Annotated in this window: 17 protein-coding genes; 4 read left to right on the top strand and 13 right to left on the bottom strand. The window is 59.8% G+C overall.

The genetic code is table 11. From position 1 onward, the window contains the following. Positions 1 to 207: 207 nt before the first annotated feature. Positions 208 to 1185: a cytochrome-c peroxidase gene (locus BN1128_RS05090; protein WP_042866735.1), complete on the bottom strand. Its 978-nt coding sequence runs from the start codon at positions 1183 to 1185 to the stop codon at positions 208 to 210. A 448-nt stretch (positions 1186 to 1633) separates the two neighbouring features. Between BN1128_RS05090 and BN1128_RS05095 the strand changes: the two genes are divergently transcribed. Next, positions 1634 to 2359, top strand: a complete 726-nt coding sequence (locus BN1128_RS05095; RefSeq protein WP_042866738.1) for a carbonic anhydrase — start codon at positions 1634 to 1636, stop codon at positions 2357 to 2359. Positions 2360 to 2431: 72 nt separating this feature from the next. Here the strand turns inward: BN1128_RS05095 and BN1128_RS05100 are convergent, their stop codons facing one another. Then, the gene (locus BN1128_RS05100; protein WP_042866740.1) at positions 2432 to 3340 is read right to left on the bottom strand and encodes a pseudouridine-5'-phosphate glycosidase; all 909 of its coding nucleotides are present in this window, start codon (positions 3338 to 3340) and stop codon (positions 2432 to 2434) included. Next, positions 3334 to 4425, bottom strand: a complete 1092-nt coding sequence (locus tag BN1128_RS05105) for a PfkB family carbohydrate kinase (RefSeq protein WP_042468555.1) — start codon at positions 4423 to 4425, stop codon at positions 3334 to 3336. The genes BN1128_RS05100 and BN1128_RS05105 overlap by 7 nt, the downstream gene beginning before the upstream one ends. 197 nt (positions 4426 to 4622) lie before the next feature. Between BN1128_RS05105 and BN1128_RS05110 the strand changes: the two genes are divergently transcribed. Next, a complete protein-coding gene (locus tag BN1128_RS05110) occupies positions 4623 to 5138 on the top strand; it encodes an RNA methyltransferase (protein ID WP_042866744.1) in 516 nt (171 codons plus the stop codon). Positions 5139 to 5278: 140 nt separating this feature from the next. Here BN1128_RS05110 and BN1128_RS05115 read toward each other — a convergent pair whose 3' ends face one another. After that, positions 5279 to 5647, bottom strand: coding sequence for a FlxA-like family protein (locus BN1128_RS05115; RefSeq protein WP_042866747.1), 369 nt, complete (start codon positions 5645 to 5647; stop codon positions 5279 to 5281). 84 nt (positions 5648 to 5731) lie between these two features. Beyond that, on the bottom strand, positions 5732 to 6478 hold the full coding sequence (locus BN1128_RS05120) for a hypothetical protein (protein ID WP_042866750.1): 747 nt from the start codon (positions 6476 to 6478) through the stop codon (positions 5732 to 5734). 208 nt (positions 6479 to 6686) lie between these two features. Between BN1128_RS05120 and BN1128_RS05125 the strand changes: the two genes are divergently transcribed. Continuing rightward, a complete protein-coding gene (locus BN1128_RS05125; RefSeq protein WP_042035749.1) occupies positions 6687 to 7115 on the top strand; it encodes a universal stress protein in 429 nt (142 codons plus the stop codon). A 75-nt stretch (positions 7116 to 7190) separates the two neighbouring features. Here the strand turns inward: BN1128_RS05125 and BN1128_RS05130 are convergent, their stop codons facing one another. From BN1128_RS05130 to gpt, 6 genes are all read right to left on the bottom strand, one after another. After that, positions 7191 to 7826 carry a murein L,D-transpeptidase catalytic domain family protein gene (locus tag BN1128_RS05130; RefSeq protein WP_042866755.1) on the bottom strand — a complete coding sequence of 212 codons (636 nt, stop codon included), beginning with the start codon at positions 7824 to 7826 and terminating at the stop codon, positions 7191 to 7193. A gap of 156 nt (positions 7827 to 7982) precedes the next feature. Continuing rightward, a complete protein-coding gene (locus BN1128_RS05135) occupies positions 7983 to 9236 on the bottom strand; it encodes a glutamate-5-semialdehyde dehydrogenase (RefSeq protein WP_042866756.1) in 1254 nt (417 codons plus the stop codon). A 105-nt stretch (positions 9237 to 9341) separates the two neighbouring features. Continuing rightward, a complete protein-coding gene (gene proB / locus BN1128_RS05140) occupies positions 9342 to 10445 on the bottom strand; it encodes a glutamate 5-kinase (RefSeq protein WP_042866758.1) in 1104 nt (367 codons plus the stop codon). A 208-nt stretch (positions 10446 to 10653) separates the two neighbouring features. Continuing rightward, complete coding sequence (gene crl / locus BN1128_RS05145) at positions 10654 to 11046, bottom strand: sigma factor-binding protein Crl (protein WP_042866760.1); 393 nt, start codon at positions 11044 to 11046, stop codon at positions 10654 to 10656. Between the two features lie 61 nt (positions 11047 to 11107). Then, positions 11108 to 12376 (bottom strand): esterase FrsA, encoded by a 1269-nt coding sequence (frsA, locus tag BN1128_RS05150; RefSeq protein WP_042866762.1) that lies wholly within the window; start codon positions 12374 to 12376, stop codon positions 11108 to 11110. Positions 12377 to 12496: 120 nt separating this feature from the next. Beyond that, the gene (gene gpt / locus BN1128_RS05155; protein ID WP_042866764.1) at positions 12497 to 12964 is read right to left on the bottom strand and encodes a xanthine phosphoribosyltransferase; all 468 of its coding nucleotides are present in this window, start codon (positions 12962 to 12964) and stop codon (positions 12497 to 12499) included. Positions 12965 to 13884: 920 nt separating this feature from the next. On the opposite strand from gpt, the gene BN1128_RS05160 reads away from it, so the two are divergent. Further along, complete coding sequence (locus tag BN1128_RS05160; protein ID WP_042866766.1) at positions 13885 to 15336, top strand: aminoacyl-histidine dipeptidase; 1452 nt, start codon at positions 13885 to 13887, stop codon at positions 15334 to 15336. A gap of 682 nt (positions 15337 to 16018) precedes the next feature. Here the strand turns inward: BN1128_RS05160 and BN1128_RS05165 are convergent. Next, a complete protein-coding gene (locus BN1128_RS05165; RefSeq protein ID WP_042866768.1) occupies positions 16019 to 17020 on the bottom strand; it encodes an ABC transporter ATP-binding protein in 1002 nt (333 codons plus the stop codon). After that, positions 17017 to 18012 (bottom strand): ABC transporter ATP-binding protein, encoded by a 996-nt coding sequence (locus tag BN1128_RS05170; protein ID WP_156140121.1) that lies wholly within the window; start codon positions 18010 to 18012, stop codon positions 17017 to 17019. The genes BN1128_RS05165 and BN1128_RS05170 overlap by 4 nt, the downstream gene beginning before the upstream one ends. Between the last annotated feature and the right edge of the window lie 18 nt (positions 18013 to 18030).

Here is an 18030-nt window from a genome sequence, read left to right on the forward strand (position 1 = left end):
GGTCGGATGAGTTAGGCAATCGAACAGATTGTGAGCGTGTTGAAATTGTGAAGAGGGCTGCAAATCGGTGAAATCCCCGTCGCCAGCTGGGGGATTGTCATCCCCTTGTCATTATGCTGAATACCGCACTTTGGCTGTGTTATCAGAGAGATAGAGCCATGAAGAAGCGGGACCTCAGCCCCGCTTGAATTCAGACTCACGACCCACTCAGCTCTTGACCTGAGGCCTGGGGGTATCGGGTTGGGAGGGGGGCAGGATCGGCAGCACTATCCGGGGCTGCTCGCCGGTCAGGCTCTTGAGATAGGCGGTCATGTCGTCGGCCTCCTGCTCGCTCAGGGTCTGACCCAGCTGGATGTCCGCCATGACCTGCACCGCCTCCTTCAGATCCCAGACTGAACCGTCATGGAAGTAGGGGTAGGTCAGCTCTATGTTGCGCAGGGTCGGCACCTTGAACCAACCGATGAACTGCTTCTCGCCGGTCACGCCGCCACGACCCAGGGCCGGGTTGTCGGTCTTGAACGGCTTGACCAGCCCCATCTTCTGATAAGAGTTGCCGCCGATGGCCACCCCGTTGTGGCAGGCGGTGCAGCCCTTCTCCTTGAACAGCTGATAGCCCTTCAGTTGCTGCGCCGTCAGCGCCTTGCCATCTCCCTTCAACCAGCGATCGAACGGCGCGTTGGGGGTGACCAGGGTCTCCTCGAAGGCGGCGATGGCGTCCGTGACCTCATCAATGCCAAAGTCCGCCTTGCCGTACACAGCACCGAAACGGCTGCGATATTCGGGCAGGGTGTGCAGCGTCTCCACCGCCAGCTTGTGGGTGAAAGCCATCTCCAGCGGATTCTCGATGGGGCCCGCCGCCTGCGCCTGCAGATCCTTGGCGCGACCGTCCCAGAACTGCACGAAGTTGAGGCTGGAGTTGAGCACAGTGGGGGAGTTGATCGGCCCCTCCTTCCACTTGTGGCCGAGGGAGCTGACCTGGTTGTCCACCCCGCCGGTCGCCAGGTTATGGCAGGAGTTGCAGGAGATGGCATAGGATTTGGAGAGCCTCGGCTCGAAGAACAGCATCTTGCCCAGCTCGACTTTTTCCGGCGATGCCACCTTGGGCACCTCTACCGGTTGGACCGGTTCAGCCGCCCACCCCATCCCGGGCAGACCCAGCGCCAGCAACAGACAATATTTATTCATTTTTTCTCTCCCTTGTGACTGTGTATAACAGCAGCATCAGCCTGACCGGGAAAGCCTGTTTATTATTTGTCCAAGATCAAATGAGACCAACAAAAACCATATTAAAAACAATGAATTAATATATTATAGGCGGACCAGTGGCGGGGACTTGCGAGCCAAAAAAGAGCTGAATTCTGATGAATGAATTATGAGCTAATTCATCTGCGATGACAGCCAATTAATTAGATTGCTGTCATTGAATAAAGCGATTATTCAATATGCAGGTGCTGCCGATTGTTAATTAGGTTCATATTAAATGCATCATAAATATGATCAATAATGCGGCTGTTAATAATAAACAATCCGGTCTGACATTCTGTATCCCGCATTTCAGATAATGCCATCTATTGTTTCTTCACATATTAAGAAAGCGGATGGCTGTGCTTTTCAATCAAGATAAGGATGTATGATGAGAAAGTCCCTGTTGGCCTGTGCCCTGTTGCTGTGTCCCACCGCCTTTGCCGCCACCGTGCACTGGGAATACGGCGGCAAGGCCGGCCCGGCGCAATGGGCCAAACTGACCCCCGAATTTGGCCAGTGCGCGGGCAGCAACCAGTCGCCGGTCAACCTCGATGGTCTGGTGGAAGCCAAACTGGCCCCGCTGCAGTTTCACTACCTGGCGGGTGGCCAGAACGTCACCAACAACGGCCACACGGTACAGGTCAGCTATGCCCCTGGCAGCTCGCTTGAGCTCGACGGCATGGTCTTCGAACTCAAGCAGTTCCACTTCCATGCTCCCAGTGAAAATCTCATCAAGGGCAAATCCTATCCGCTGGAAGGGCATCTGGTGCACACCAATGCCAAGGGTGAGATCGCCGTGCTGGCTGTGATGTTCGAAGCGCGCAAAGCCAATCCGGCGCTGACCCGGGCCTGGGATCAGTTGCCAGCGAAAACGGGCGAGATCCACGCCCTCAAGGCGCCACTTTCGGCCGAGCTGCTGCTGCCAGCCAATCGCGACTACTACCGCTTCAGCGGTTCGCTGACCACACCGCCCTGCTCGGAAGGGGTGCGCTGGCTGGTGATGAAGCAGCCGGTGCAGGTGAGCCAAGCCCAGATCGATGCCTTCAAGGCGGTGATGCACCACCCCAACAACAGGCCCGTGCAGCCGCTGCATGGTCGGCTGGTATTGCAATAATCCACCGGGCGATCACAGAGCCGAAATAGAAAAGAGGGCCAAGAGGCCCTCTTTTGCATTCACCGCGAGTCGTTACAGGCTGGCGGCAATACGCGCCCCTAGGGCAGCGTTGTTCAGCACCAGCTGGATGTTGGCCGCCAGCGAGTTGCCGCCGGTCAGCTCGCACACCCGCGCCAGCAGGAAGGGAGTGGATGCCTTGCCCTTGACCCCCTGCTCGTCCGCCTCTTGCAACGCCTGCTTGATCGCGGCATCTATGTCGGCCTTGGGCATGGCGAACTGGGTCGGGATCGGGTTGGTGACCACGGCGCCACCGGCCAGCCCAAGCTCCCACTTCAGACGCAACGCCTCGGCGATCGCCGCCGGGCTCTCTAGCCGGTAATCCACCTTGAAGCCGCTCTCGCGGGTGTAGAAGGCGGGCAGCTCATCGGTCTGATAGCCGATGACGGGCACTCCCTGGGTCTCCAGGTACTCCAGAGTCAGACCAATGTCGAGGATCGACTTGGCGCCGGCGCAGACCACGGCCACCGGGGTCTGGGCGAACTCCTGCAGATCCGCCGAGATGTCGAAGGTTTCCTGAGCACCGTGGTGCACGCCGCCGATGCCGCCGGTGGCGAACACCCGGATGCCGGCCATGGCGGCGATGATCATGGTGGAGGCGACCGTGGTCGCCCCAAGCCCCTTGTTCGCCAGCACGAAGGGGATATCCCGGCGGCTGCACTTGGTGACGGCATGACCGGCCCGGCCCAGCGCCTCCAGCGCCCCCGCATCCAGACCCACCTTGAGGCGGCCATCCAGGATGGCGATGGTGGCCGGCACGGCGCCGTTGTCGCGCACCACCTGCTCTACCTGGCGCGCCGTCTCCACGTTCTGCGGATAGGGCATGCCGTGGGAGATGATGGTGGACTCCAGAGCAACGACGGGTTTGCCGGCGGCCAGAGCCGCAGCGACTTCAGGTTGGATATCGAGGTAAGCGTTCAACATGGGTACTCCTCCAGCATGCGTTCAACGGCGGCCTTGGATAGGCCGGAAAAGACGGTATCGGAACAATTGACGGTGAGGGCGGCACAGCCGAGGGCGAAACGGGTAGTGTCGGTCATGTCGCTCTCCTGCAACCAGGCGTGGGCCAGCCCAGCCATGAAGGCATCACCGCCGCCGGTCACGTTGACGACCGGGCTGCCGAGCACGGGCAGATGGCCCTGGCACTCCCCGTCGCTATAGAAGATCCCCTGATCGCCGAGACTCAGGAACAGCCGCTGCACCCCGGCTCGGTGGAACCAGGCCGCCGCCATGGGCCAGGTATCGGGCCCGGCTATGGTGAAGCCGCACAATTGCTCGGCCTCGCTGCGGTTGGGCTTGAGGGTGTGGATCCTGTGCAGCCAGGGGCGGATCTTCTCCACCTTGGCCACCGAGACTGTGTCGACGAAGATGATGTGCTCACCCTGGCGCTCGAACAGCCAGTCCAGGGTGTGGGTGGCAAGGTTGGTGTCGAGCACCCAGAGCCGGGCCGCACCAAGGAAACCGGTGAGTGGGGTAAGCCGGGCCGGGGTGAGCTGATCAATGATCGCCATGTCGTTGACGGCGCAGCTCATCTCACCGCTGCCATCGTGCAGGCTGAGGTAACAGGAGGTCGCCTGCCCCTCCAGCACCAGCACCTGACGCACGTCGACGCCGGCGCGCTGGCTCACCTCCAGTAGGTGGTGGCCGTATTGATCGTTGCCCACCGCGGTCAGCAGCCGGGTGTCGGTGCCAAGCCGCGCCAGGTTCTCGGCTATGTTACGCCCTACCCCGCCGGCGGAGGTACGCACCCGGCCGGGGTTGGAGTCGCCGATGCGCAGGTTGTCATGACTGCAGCCGCAGATATCCATATTGGCGCCGCCGATTACCACGGCGTAGGGGCCTTCTCGCAGCACATAGCCGCGCCCCTGCACATAGCCCTGGCGCATCAGGCTGGAGATGTGGCTCGCCAGCGCCGAGCGGCTGATGCCGAGCCTGTCCGCCAGCTCCTGCTGGGCAATCATGGGATCCTGGCGCAGCAGGGCAAGGATCTCTTGTTCACGCTCAGTCATAGACAAACATCCAGTTACAAACGTTTGTCTATTATTTCCGAAAAACGTTTTCCCGCCATGGTCACGTGCAAAAACTGTCGGTTTGCGCACAAAAAATCAGCAGCAGGCGGCGACGGGCTTCTCGTCTATGTGCACCACTTTTCATGGGCGGGCGGGCGACTGCCGCTTATAATGCGGCCGCCACAGAGGAGAACAAGATGAAAGAGTCAGGTTATGGCTGCGCAGAGCAGGCCGATACACAGTCGCCAACGCAGGAGGCACCGGGCTATTGCTGCATCGGACTGGTCAATCCCAAGTCACCGGAGAACGTGGGAGCCGTGATGCGCGCCGCCGGTTGCTATGGAGCGGACGAGGTCTACTACACGGGCAACCGCTTCGAGCTGGCGCGCCGTTTTGCCACGGATACCAAACAGATGGTGGACAAGATCCCCCTGCTCGGGGTCGATAACCTCATGGAGATAGTCCCGGCCGGGTGCGTCCCCGTGGTGGTGGATCTGATCGAGGGCGCCACATCGCTGCCGGACTACATCCACCCGGAGCGGGCCTTCTATATTTTCGGCCCCGAGGATGGCACCCTGGATCCTGCCCGTTATGGCGCGGTGAAGGACGTAGTCTATGTGCCGACGCAAGGCTGCATGAACCTGGCGGCCTCGGTCAACGTGATCCTCTATGACCGCTTGGCCAAGCGCCTGCGGGCCGGGCTAGCAAAGTAAAGCTGTGGTCTATGTGAGCACACGGCAAGGCTGCATAAACTTGGCGGCCTCGGTCAACGTGATCCTGTATGACCGCTTGGCCAAGCGCCTGCGGGCCAAGGGATACCATCAGCTCCGAACCGTGGCGCGGTAACGGACAGTCAAACCGTAATGGAAAATGTGCTGTTCATTGGCAAGTTGTCAGGATTGGCGGCTGCGGGCGCTTCTTGACGTTTGTTGGCCGACTCGTCTTTCTTGGCGGCTTCCGCCTGCAGGCGAGCAATTTCCGCCATGATCAGCTCCAGTTGTTGTTGCAGGATTTTGATCTGCTCTTGCTGTGCTTTCGCTGATTGGGGATCCGTGGCCGCGCTCTCGTCTTTTTTGTCTGTGAGCGCTTTTATCTGTTCCCTAATCTTTGCCGATTTTGCTTCTAATTGAGCAATTTTGCTCTGGGGGTCGCCAGATGTACTGCTGCCAGCAGACGCTGTATCGCTGCGGCCAATGGCGGCTGATGGTAGGGACACTTGCATGTTATCTCTCTGGATTTTCGATGGATTTATATTTCTATCGACCAAAGAATGGGTTACTTCACTTCTTTTCCCTCTGTAGTTGCATCAGTTACCGCTTGCCTCGACTCTTTGTTCCAGCTCCTTGATAAAACCGCGATAGTAATCATGGAGTTTATAGCGGCGATAGATCTCGGCCAGGGTGCCGCTGTGGATCTGCCGCACCATGCCCTGATCCCAGAGCTGTTGCAGGCGCGCTCCCCGCTCGGTATCTGCAAAGATGGGGTAGGTCGGGATCCAGCGCAGGAAGATGCGATTCATCGTGGAGGGGATGGAGTCGGCCGAGTAGAGTACACCGGCCGTCAGGTAATAGCGGTAGCGCTCCTTGGCCAGCAATTGCAGCGCCATGTCGTGGCTGTCGATCTCGTGCCAGTACATGTTGACCGGGATGTACTTGTCAAAAGCCCAGCCTCGCAACCACAGCACCCCCTCTCCTTTCAGACTGGTTTCGCCGAGCCATTGGGGCTGCCATTTCTTGAGCATCAGCACGGTCAGATCGTCGGCCGAGGCGGGATAATCCGGCTGGCGCACTCCGCTGACCTCATCCCGATAGACCCCCATCGCCATGTCCCCGCCTTTCTGCGCCACCACCGCCAGCGCCCGTTTGTAGGGTACTAGGTGCGGGATCACCTCATAACCATGGGGCTGATAGATGGCCCTGACGATATCCAGATAGACGCCCCGCCCATCCGGCTGGCAGAAGCCAGGCCAGTCATCGCAATAGACATGCAGGGGATCGGCCCGACCGGGCAGGGAGAACAGAAGAAGCAGCAACGACAGCAGCAGACGAACCATGTTTCACAATTTCCTCGGTGGCGATGTTTTCATCCGACGGATCAGCCAGCGCGATGAATGCACCCAAGCCATACCACATCATAAGAAGATATGGCGCTGAATCACCTCTTTTTCCCAGTTTTGAGAGCGAGTCGAGGGTTATAACCCTCTGAATGGGTATTATTGACAATAAGATTCATTAGTAGCCCAACCATAGGGGAGCCTTCATATGTCATCCATCAAAACCCTGCTCTGCCCCGTCGATTTTTCCCAGATGTCCCAGTCTGTGCTCGACTATGCGGTGTTCATGGCCCAAAGCCATCAGGCCGAACTCAAGCTGGTCCATGTGGTGGATCAACTGCACGGTTTCGACAGCTACAAGATCCTGCACATGACCGCCATCGAGATCACCCACGAGATGGAACGCCAGGCCAAGACCCAGCTGAAAGAGCTGGTCGCCAGCCTGCCCATTCCCGCCACCTTCGAGGTGCGCTTCGGCCGCGCCGCCGACGAGATCGTCATTCAGGCGAAAGAGGAGAAGGTCGATCTGGTGGTCATGGGCAGCCACGGCCGTTCCGGTCTCAGCCACCTGCTGGTGGGCAGCGTTGCCGAATCCGTGGTGCGTCACGCACCCTGTCCCGTGCTGGTTGTGCGCTAACGTCGGCTCGTCACCGCATAACAGATAACAATAAGGCCAGCACTCGTGCTGGCCTTATTCATGGGTGAGCGCGCCTCAACCGTGGGCATAGATGACGCTTCCCCCCTTGATGATGTCTATGATGGCCCGGGACTGCTCCTTGGGCAGCGCGGGGCAACCCCAACTGCGGCCCAGCTTGTCATATTTGCGCAGGTGCCGCGGGCTGGCATAGTCGGCGCCGTGCACCACTATGGCACGCTTGCGGGCATTGCTGTTCTGGCCCGGGCTCAAGCCATCGAGGCGCAGCGAATAGCCATGCTTGCCCTGATAGGTTTCGGCGGTGCGATAGACGCCGAGGGAGCTCTGCATGGAGTTGAGCTGGTTGGAAAACTGGCGGGCGGCCAGCTCGCCCGAGTTGCGACCGTGGCTGACCCAGGTGTGGTAAAGCAGCTTGTGGCGCTTCACGTCGATCACGAACAACCGGCGCTGGGTCGAGGGTTTGCTGTAGTCGATAATGGTGAGTATGGGTTTGCGCTTGTGGCGCACACTCTGATAACTGTTGATGGCCTTGCGAAATACCTGCTTGTCGAGCTTGCCTGCCAACCCCAGCTGGCGATAGAGATCCTGATCCCAACTGGCATGGCTGCTGGTACTGAAACAGAGCGCCCCCAGCAGCAGCGGCAAGCTCAACCAGAGCCATCCTAGCCGTGCAATCCAATCTGTTTGCTTCATCCTTGAATCTGCTCCCGTTTTTGTTGGTAGTGCGGTGTGCAAAATATCGCCACACCCCGCTGGATAGTTATATGCAAGCCCCTGATGGGGCGCAAGAAAAGAGCATAAAAATGCCGACCTGAGTCGGCATGATTCCAGCAGGATTTGGCAATCTCCTCAGGCACGGATCAGATAATCCGCCAATCCCACCCACTTGTAGCTGGTCAGCTCAGTCAGCCCCATGGGGCCGCGGGCATGCAGCATCTGGGTCGAGACCGCCACCTCGGCACCCAGCCCGAACTGGCCACCGTCGGTGAAGCGGGTGGAGGCGTTGACGTAGACGGCGGCCGAACCGGCGCCATTGACGAACCGCTCGGCATTGCTCAGATCGTTGGTGAGGATGGCATCCGAGTGGCCGGCGTTATGCTCGCGCATGTGGGCCAGCGCCTCGTTCACGTCCGCCACCAGCCGGACTCCCAGAGTCAGCCCCAGCCATTCGGTATCAAAATCTTCCGGGCCGGCCTCGCGCAGCATATCGGCGCCAGCCAGCAGCGTCATGGCGTTGGGGGCGGCCACCAGGGCCACCTTGCGCTCGTTCATCAGGCTGACCAGCTGCGGCAGCAAGGCGGCGGCCACCCTTTCATGCACCAGCAGGGTATCGAGGGCGTTGCAGGCGGAGGGGCGCTGCACCTTGGCGTTGTCGATGATCGCCAGCGAGCGCGCCAGATCGGCGCTCTCGTCCACGAAGACATGGCTGATGCCAAAGCCGCCAATGATGACGGGGATGGAGCTGTTCTCCTTGCACATCTTGTACAGCCCGGCACCGCCACGGGGGATGATCATGTCCACATAGCGATCGAGACGCAGCAGCTCGCCCACCAGCGCCCGATCCGGATTGTCTATGTACTGTACCGCATCGCGTGGCAGACCTGAGGCGGCCAGCGCACACTGGATCACCCGCACCAGCTCTAGGTTGGAGTGGAAGGTCTCACGGCCGCCACGCAAGATGCTGGCGTTGCCTGTCTTGAGGCAGAGGCTGGCGATGTCGATGGTGACATTGGGACGGGCCTCGTAGATGACGCCTATGACGCCGATGGGCACCCGACGACGAGAGAGGCGCAGACCGTTCTCCAGCACCCGGCTGTCGATTTCGGCACCGACCGGATCATCCAGGGTGATCACTTTGCGCACGTCCGCCACTATCCCCGCCAGCCTGGCCGGGTTGAGCAACAAGCGATCCAGCATGGCGTCGGACAGTCCGGCCTCGCGGCCGGCCGCTATGTCCTTGTCGTTGGCGGCCAGGATCTGGCTACTGCGCGCCTCCAGCTCGTCCGCGATGGCGGCCAGCGCCCGGTTTTTCTGCGCCGTGCTGATGGTCGCCAGCTGATAGGCGGCTTCGCGGGCCGCCTGCCCCATTTTCTCCAGACTCATGATTTTGTCCCTTTCTGGGTGCTGCCTTACAGCAACACCATGTCATCTCGGTGAATGGCTCATGCTCCCGTAGCCATAACCACAGGCTCTATCGAATCGGCGGCCTTACAGCAGCACCATATCATCTCTGTGAATAGCCACGGCGCCATAGCCATAGCCCAATATCTGTTCTATCTGATCCGAGTGAACGCCCCGCAGCTTCTCCAGCTCCAGATGGTCGTAACGGCAGATGCCGCGGGCCAGCTCGACCCCCTTGGGATCGAGAATGCGCACCACGTCGCCGCGCACGAAATCCCCCTTCACTGAGACTATGCCCTTGGGCAGCAGGCTGGAGCCTTTCTCCTGCATGGCGGCCACGGCGCCCTGATCCACCAGGACTTCACCGTGCGGGGGCGGGCCGGCCAGGATCCAGCTCTTGCGCCCTTCCAGCGGCGATGCCAGCGCCGGGAACAGGGTGCCGATGCGCTCGCCCTTGGCGAGACGGCCTATCACCTCCGGCATCTGGCCGGTGGCGATCACCACCTTGACCCCGGCCCGGCGCGCCACGTCGGCCGCCTGCAGCTTGGTCGCCATGCCACCAGTGCCAAGACCACCGACGCTGCCACCCGCCAGCTTGCGCAGTGTGTCGTCTATGGTCTGCACCTCTTCGATCAGCTGGGCATCCGGGTTGCTGCGCGGATCTGCGGTGAACAAGCCGGTCTGATCGGTCAGCAGGATCAAGAGGTCGGCATCGGCCAGGATGGCGGCGCGGGCGGAGAGGTTGTCGTTGTCACCCACCTTGATCTCGGCGGTCGCCACGGCGTCGTTCTCGTTGATGACGGGAATGATGCGGTGATCGAGCAGGGTGCGCAGGGTATCCCGGGCATTGAGGTAACGCTCGCGATCTTCCAGATCAGCGCGGGTCAGCAACATCTGGCCAATGTGCAGCCCATAGAGGTTGAACAGATCCTGCCATACCCGAATGAGCTGGGTCTGGCCAACGGCCGCCAGCATCTGCTTGTTGGGCAGGGTCGGCGCCAGCGGGGGGTGACCCAGATGTTCACGCCCGGCGGCGATGGCACCCGAGGTGACCACCACGACTCTGTGGCCGTGATTGTGCAGGGCCGCACACTGTCTGACCAGCTCCACCATGTGGGCACGGTTAAGCTGGGAAGATCCCCCGGTGAGCACGCTGGTGCCCAGTTTGACGACTATGGTTCTGTTTTCCATGGGAGCAAGAAGGCTGAAAAGTAAGGAATCCCTTTATACCCACGCCCCTGTTGCCCTGCAAGGCAATTAAGCCCGCAAGCGCTGCGTGGACGAAGGAAGCTTGCCTTGTGGCTAGAGGTGGCGGGCTTGAAGAGAGAGGTGGACAACGGCAGGTAGTGAGACAAGATGGCCCTGCGAGTGAATGGACGGCTCGCAGGGCATCAGCACATCAGGCGGCGGTGACGGTCAGCTCGTTGGTCACCTGCTCGGCAGGGGACAGCTGACACTCAAGCAAAGTAAGCTTGTCACTGATGAGCTTGTAGAAACGGTTGAGGGTGCGATCGACTTCCACCTGATGCTTCTTCGGGATTGGCTTGTTGATCCAGGCCCCTTCCGCATTGTAGAAACCGACCTGATAGTGATAGCTGAAGCTGTGATCCTGCTGCTCCAGCACCAGCCACCAGCCCCAGAACTCCCGCTTGTCCGGCGCCGGTTTGGCGCTGACGCAGACGGAGAGACAGTCAAAACGATAGCGCCCCTCTTCACACAGATCTTCACGTAAATAGGGGCCAATCGCGGCAAACTGCCTCAGCAGTCGCTTGTAGGTCACTCTTTCTGACATGTTAACCTCCCTGTTGAACAAGCCACATCATCCTGGGATGACGTTATTTTTTAGCGCTATATCATGTACATAGGTGCTTCTTAAGCCATTCGACCATCTCTTTCAACGCATCGTCATACACCTCCAGCAAGGGTTGCTTGTCGAACACCACCGCCTTGCCATTGCGGCTGGCGGACGCCAATGCCCGTACATCCTGCTCGGGACAAATAAAATCTTTCTTGTGTCCGATACTTAATATCGGCACGGAAGTGCGAGTCCCCAGCAATCCTTGCGTCTTGAGGGAAAATACTTGGCACTTGGTACGCAACGACTCCCACTGAGCCGCATCGGCCCCCAGGCGATTCGCCAGTCCGTCGCGCATCATGCGCGGGCAGCGGGCGAACATCTCCTGATTGGTGAACACCTGATTGACGCCCGCCCCTATGCAGACCACTGTCCTGAGCTTGAACGGCTCGATGAAGGCCAGCCGCGCCGCCACATTGCCCGCCAAACGAAAGCCCACCATGGCGATGCGCTGGTGATCGACCCAGGCCACCTCTGACAGGTGGTTCAGCACGGCCTGATGCAGCCGACTGGTGTCTTGCACCAGCGGCCAGTGCTCGGCATAGCCGATACCCGGCATATCCAGCGACAACATGCCGATGCCGTTGGGTTCCAGGCATTTGAGATAGAGGTTGAGGAAATCGACCTGCAGCGAGTCGATGCCGCCGCTGACGATGACCAGGGGCACGGGTTTGTCCGTGGTCGGCAGATGCAGGTAACCCTGAATGCTCTTGCCACGAAATGGCACCTGTATCTCTTTGAGGGGCACCTTGAACAGGCGGCCCGCCTCGCGGTAGGCCATGTTGCCAAGCAACTGGGCCTGATCCGCCAGCTCGTCATTCTTCAGATGGGGATAACTGGCGATAGAGTAGTAACGCACCGCCCTGAGCAGATCTTTCAGGGCTGCTGCCGAGTCACCCTGCTCCACCAGCGCGCGGCCCTGATTGAAGTAACGGCCGGCCAGCTGGCTCCACTCATAGACCCAGTTGCCGGACACATAGCCCTTGATGGTATCCAGGTAACGCTCGTGAGTGCGCTCCCCTTTTCCCATGGCGATACAGGCCAGCGTCTGTTCCACCTCGACCGGATCCGCCCCCTGCCAGGCCCAGGTTGGCCGGCGCAGCAGACGATACCAGCGCGACGACATGGAGCCATCGATAAAGGTCTCGTCCAGATTGGCATCTTGCTCTTCCACCGGGCTGCTGTTGGAGATCTCGGAGGTCTCCAGCACCTTCTTGACCCGGGTAAACAGCTTCTCGGTCAGGTTAAGGTCGTCGTTCAAGTCCAAAGCAATTACTCATACGGTCAGGTAATGGCTCCATCTTAACCACTTTTCCCGCCCGGCAGCCAGTTGCACCACAAAAAAACAGGGCTCCATTATAGGAGCCCTGTGAAGCTGATTCACTGCTTACTCTTCGTCGCAGATAGGCTGGGCAAACTCCAGCGCCATGTCCCAGGGCTGTTCGATCCAGGTGTCCTGCGGGATGGCAACTTCGAAGTCATCCAGCAGCTGCTCCCCCATGGGCTTGGCGAAGATGGCGATGAACTTAGCCTTTGGGTAGAGCTCGCGGATAGCCTTGGCGGTAGTACCTGTGTCCACCAGATCTTCCACCACCAGCCAACCTTCGCCATCACCGGCCGTGGTCGCCGCTTTGACGACCACCAGCTCGCGCTGGCTGTTGTGGTCGTAGCTGGAGATGCACAGGGTTTCGACATTACGGATGCCAAGTTCGCGGGCCATCAGCGCGGCCGGTACCAGACCACCACGGCTGACCGCTATGATCCCTTTCCACTGGCTGACGGGCAGTTGACGACGGGCCAGACGGCGCGCTTCACGTTGCAGGTTATCCCACGACACATAAAACTTTTTTGGCATGTTATCGATCTCGAAGAGTTATATAAAACAAATACTTAAAAAATAATCACCTCGCGTTTTCACGCGCGGCTGAGTCAATGCTGGCGCCCCTGCTTCCCGAATTTGGCTTGCACGTTGGCGACCTCAGGGCTGGTACCTCGGCAGCAAAAACAGATGCAATGAAAGCAGGATGGGCATAGCTGGCGGCCATGTCATTTGGAGGAAAGACCGCAGACAGGCTGTTGGGCCGGCATGATAGCATCGTTTGCGGATAAAATGACTGGCAAACGTATGCGAAATGCAGGAAAAAGCGGCCCTGCTCCCTGCCATCCCGCCCGGCATCGGGCATACAGCCACCCTTCACCACATCCGTTGCAGATAAAAAAATAGCAGGGGGAGGATGACATCCTCACTCACCTGCTGCTTCACATCTTGCTGCTTGTCCCCGGCGGGGCGCCCTTGGCTTAGCGGTAAGCGAAGGGATTCGGGTAGCTATAGCCCTGGGTGTAGAGCGATTGGGCAAACCAATAGGTTGAATTGCTGCCTGACATAGTAAAACTCCTGATTGCTTAACAAGTTACGTACCTTTATGCGGGCTCAGATCCTTGAACAGACACTCGGTTCCATGGAGGCGCACTTGCTTTGCTTCGGTTCCCTGGAGGCATTCATCGTCATCCTGACGGGTGGCGAACCACGGCTACCAATTTACCAGCCGGCGTCATAAACACAATATTTTTGTGACGAGCATCACACAATTTCTTTTGTGCTGGGCATTGTCACCTCAACCTCGGCTGTACGCTGCGAACAACCCGATTACCAGCACAAGCCGCGCGCAATTTGCGCTGATCGCTCACATTTTTGTGTGATTGACTGTATTATCGTTATCCTCTTCCTCGGCCCTCTGGGCCCGGTCAATTTCCGTGCTGGTAAGGAGTCCCGACGTGGCACAGCTTAGTTCTCTCTCTCCCCAACTGATTTGGCATTTCTTCGAACAGATCTGCTCCATCCCCCACCCTTCCAAGCACGAAGCCCGTTTAAGCGCCTGGATAGTCGAGTGGGCCCAGGGGGAAGGCCTGGCGGTCAAGCAAGACGCCGTGGGCAACATCATCATCAAGAAACCGGCTACGCCGGGGATGGAAAACCGCAAGGGTGTGGTACTGCAGGCCCATATCGACATGGTGCCCCAGGCCAACGCCGACACCCAGCATGACTTCACCCAGGATCCTATCGATGCCTATATAGACGGTGACTGGGTCACCGCCCGCGGCACCACCCTGGGCGCCGATAACGGCATGGGCATGGCCGGTTGCCTGGCCGTGCTGGCCGACAAGAACCTCAAGCACGGTCCGCTGGAAGTGCTGCTGACCACGGACGAAGAGACCGGCATGACGGGCGCGTTCGGGCTGGAAGCGGGTTGGCTGGAAGGCGAGATCCTGCTCAACACCGACTCCGAAGAGGATGGCGAGGTCTACATGGGCTGCGCCGGCGGTGTGGATGCCAATATCCGCTTCCCGCTGGAGCTGGTTGCCGCCACCGAGGGCGAAGGGTTCGAGCTGCAGGTGAAGGGGCTGCGTGGCGGTCACTCCGGCGTCGACATCCATCGCGGTCGCGGCAACGCCAACAAGCTGCTGGTGCGCCTGCTCAAGGCGGCCGAGCCGCTGGGTCTGCGTCTGGCCGAGATCCACGGCGGCACCCTGCGCAACGCCATCCCGCGCGAGGCCCGTGCCAAGCTGCTGGTGCCCGCTGCCCACGTCAATGAATTCAAGGCCCTGGTCGACCGCTATGCCGGCATCTACCAGAGCGAGCTGGCAGCCACCGAAGCCAACCTGACAGTGCTGCTCACGGCTCAGGAGAAACCGGCCAAGCTGATGAGCGAAACCCTGCAGGCACGCCTGCTGGACTCTCTGATGGCCTGCCCGAACGGCGTGATGCGCATGAGCGATGCCATTCCGGGTGTCACCGAGACCTCCACCAACCTGGGCGTCATCAAGACGCTCGACGGCGAGGTGTATGTGCAATGCCTGATCCGCTCCCTCATCGACTCCGGTCGCGAGAGCGTCGAGCAGATGACCCGCTCTCTGTTCAATCTGGCCGGTGCCAGCTGCGAATTTACCGGGGCCTATCCTGGCTGGGCGCCGGACGTGGACTCCCCCGTGATGGCGCTGGTACGCAACAGCTACCAGACCCTGTTCGGCGAGATGCCCAACGTCATGGTGATCCATGCCGGTCTGGAGTGTGGTCTGTTCAAGAGCGCCTACCCGGACTGGGACATGGTCTCCTTCGGCCCGACCATACGCGGTGCCCACTCGCCAGACGAGAAGGTGCACATCCCAGCGGTCGAGCGCTTCTGGCAACTGCTGGTGCACGTGCTGGAGCAGATCCCGGCCAAATAAGGCGCCGGTTCCTCTGTACCCGCAGCCGACCTGATGTCATACCCCGCCAAGTGCGGGGTATTTTTTTGCACGCATGTGCCCGCCACCGCCAGATGCCATCCACGCCAGGCCCCTGCGGGTCGCCTTCCTTTCAATACCCTGGCCCTTCATCTGCCCATCAGGGCTCACTTCCGGCCCGCCATGGTGCCCTGAGTGGCTCTGAAACCGTCTCCATGAACAGAACTGGGTTTGAAAACCCTTTCCATGATTTATGTAAATTTACCACACAAAAAGTTGATCCAGCTCACATAAGGCCATAGGATCAAATTGTGACCCAGGTCACACACTACAACTAGATAACAGAGCGATGAGGTGAATATATGTTTGAGAACCTGGCAGTACTGTTCCACCTTAAGGGTGCAACCAGCAAGAAAGGCGCCGTAGAGAAAGACACCTACGCCCCGTCAACCCGTGAGTATTACTTCCGTTACGGTGCCTGATGCATCGGAGAAAGAGATCTAACGTAGTAAAATTACACACATCATAATCATTGCAACAGCCATCCCCTCTCGGGGCCGCTGTCCTGCCCTGGCCAGACTTTCCACGGCCAAACCTGAACTCCAACCATGAAGATGGGGCCCACAGGCCCCATTTTTTTATTGCTTGTCTCCCGTGCCACTCTGTCGCGATGCGGGCACCGACATCATATCGCCTTTCCCAGGGGCACAGCCTCCGCCGCAGCCAGAGGGAAGTGACAGGCCACCTGATGTGCCGCCCCGTCACAGATCTGCAGGCTCGGCGCCGTATGGCGGCACAGATCCGTGGCATAGGGGCAACGCTGGTGAAAGTGGCAGCCGCTTGGCGGCGAGATAGGGGACGGCACATCGCCGGTCAGCAGAATACGCTGGCTGCGCCTGCGCGGATCCGGCACCGGAATGGCCGAGATGAGCGCCTGGGTATAGGGGTGGCGCGGTGCCAGATAGAGCGACTGAGCCTCCGCAAGCTCGACGATCCTTCCTAAATACATGACCGCAATCCGATCCGAGATGTGTTTGACCACCGACAGGTCGTGGGCAATGAAGATGATGGAGAGGTTCATCTCCCGCTGCAAGCTGAGCAACAGGTTGATAATCTGGGACTGCACCGAGACATCGAGGGCCGACACCGCCTCGTCGCATACCAGCAGCTTGGGTTTGAGGGCGATGGCGCGGGCGATACCGATGCGCTGACGCTGACCGCCGGAAAATTCGTGGGGGTAGCGATCCACCGCACTGCCCGGCAGGCCCACTTTTGCCAGCAGCTCCTGCACCCAGCCGCGGCGCTGCTCAGTGTTGCCTTTACCGTGGATGATGAAGGGCTCCTCCAAAATCTGGCCCACGGTGTGGCGGCTGTTGAGGGATTCTGCAGGATCCTGAAACACCATCTGCATCTCCTGACGCAGGGAGCGCATCTCCTTCGGGCTGAGGGCGGTGATGTCGCGCCCCTCGAAGGTGATGGTGCCCGCGGTCGGCTCGAACAGCTTGAGCAGGCTGCGCCCGAGGGTGGACTTGCCGCAGCCAGACTCACCCACCAGCCCCAGCGTCTCCCCCTGTTTCAGGTCGAAGCTGATGCCATCCACCGCGTGAACCGTATATTGCTTGCGCAGGAATCCGCCTCCCAGCCGGAAGTGCTGTTTCAGATCCCTGACCGATAACAGAATGCTCATACGGTCAACTCCTGCCAATAGTGGCATGCAACATGGTGGCGCGAATTGAGTTGCTCCACCGCCGGAATGGCGCTGACACAGAGATCGGTCGCGTGGGGGCAACGGTTGGAGAAGCGGCAGCCTGCGGGCATCTCGTGCAACGCAGGCACCTGTCCCTTGATGGTCTTGAGCAGGCTCTTGGGCTCATCCTCAAGGCGCGGGATCGAGCTCATCAAGCCGTGGGTATAGGGGTGACGGGGGTGGTCAAACAGCTCGAACACGTCGGCCTGCTCTACCGCCCGCCCGGCATACATCACCACCACTTCGTCGCACAGCTCCGCCACCACCCCGAGATCGTGGGTGATAAAGATGATGGCCATCCCGGTCTGGGCCTGCAGCTCTTTCATCAGTTCGAGGATCTGGGCCTGAATGGTGACATCCAATGCCGTGGTCGGCTCGTCACAGATAAGCAGGTCTGGCTCGCAGGAGAGCGCCATGGCGATCATCACTCGCTGGCGCATGCCGCCGGAGAGATTGTGAGGGTAAACGGCAAAGCGCTGGGCCGGTTCCGGGATCCCCACCTTCTGCAGCATGGCGATGGCCGCGGCTTTGCGCTGGGCCTTGTCATACTCGGGGCGATGGAGGCGAAACACCTCCATCAGCTGTTCCCCCACCGTCTGCACTGGGTTGAGGGCCGTCATCGGCTCCTGAAAGATCATCGAGATGCGGTTGCCGCGCACCTTGTACATCTGATCCGGCGCCAGAGTGAGCAGTTCCTCCCCCTGAAAGCGGATGGAGCCGGCAACTACCTGACCATGAGGCTTGGGCAAGAGCCCCATGATGGCGAGCGAGGTGACGCTCTTGCCACAGCCGGACTCGCCGACGATCCCTAAGGTCTGGCCCGGGGCCACCTTGAAGCTGACCCCGTCGAGCACCTTGATCTTGCCGTCGTCGACGGAAAACTCCACCTCGAGATCGCTTACCTCAAGGATGGGGGCCTGTGTGTTGGGCATGACTGCTGCTCCCTGCTC

Source organism: Aeromonas piscicola (assembly GCF_000820005.1).
GTDB lineage: Bacteria > Pseudomonadota > Gammaproteobacteria > Enterobacterales > Aeromonadaceae > Aeromonas > Aeromonas piscicola.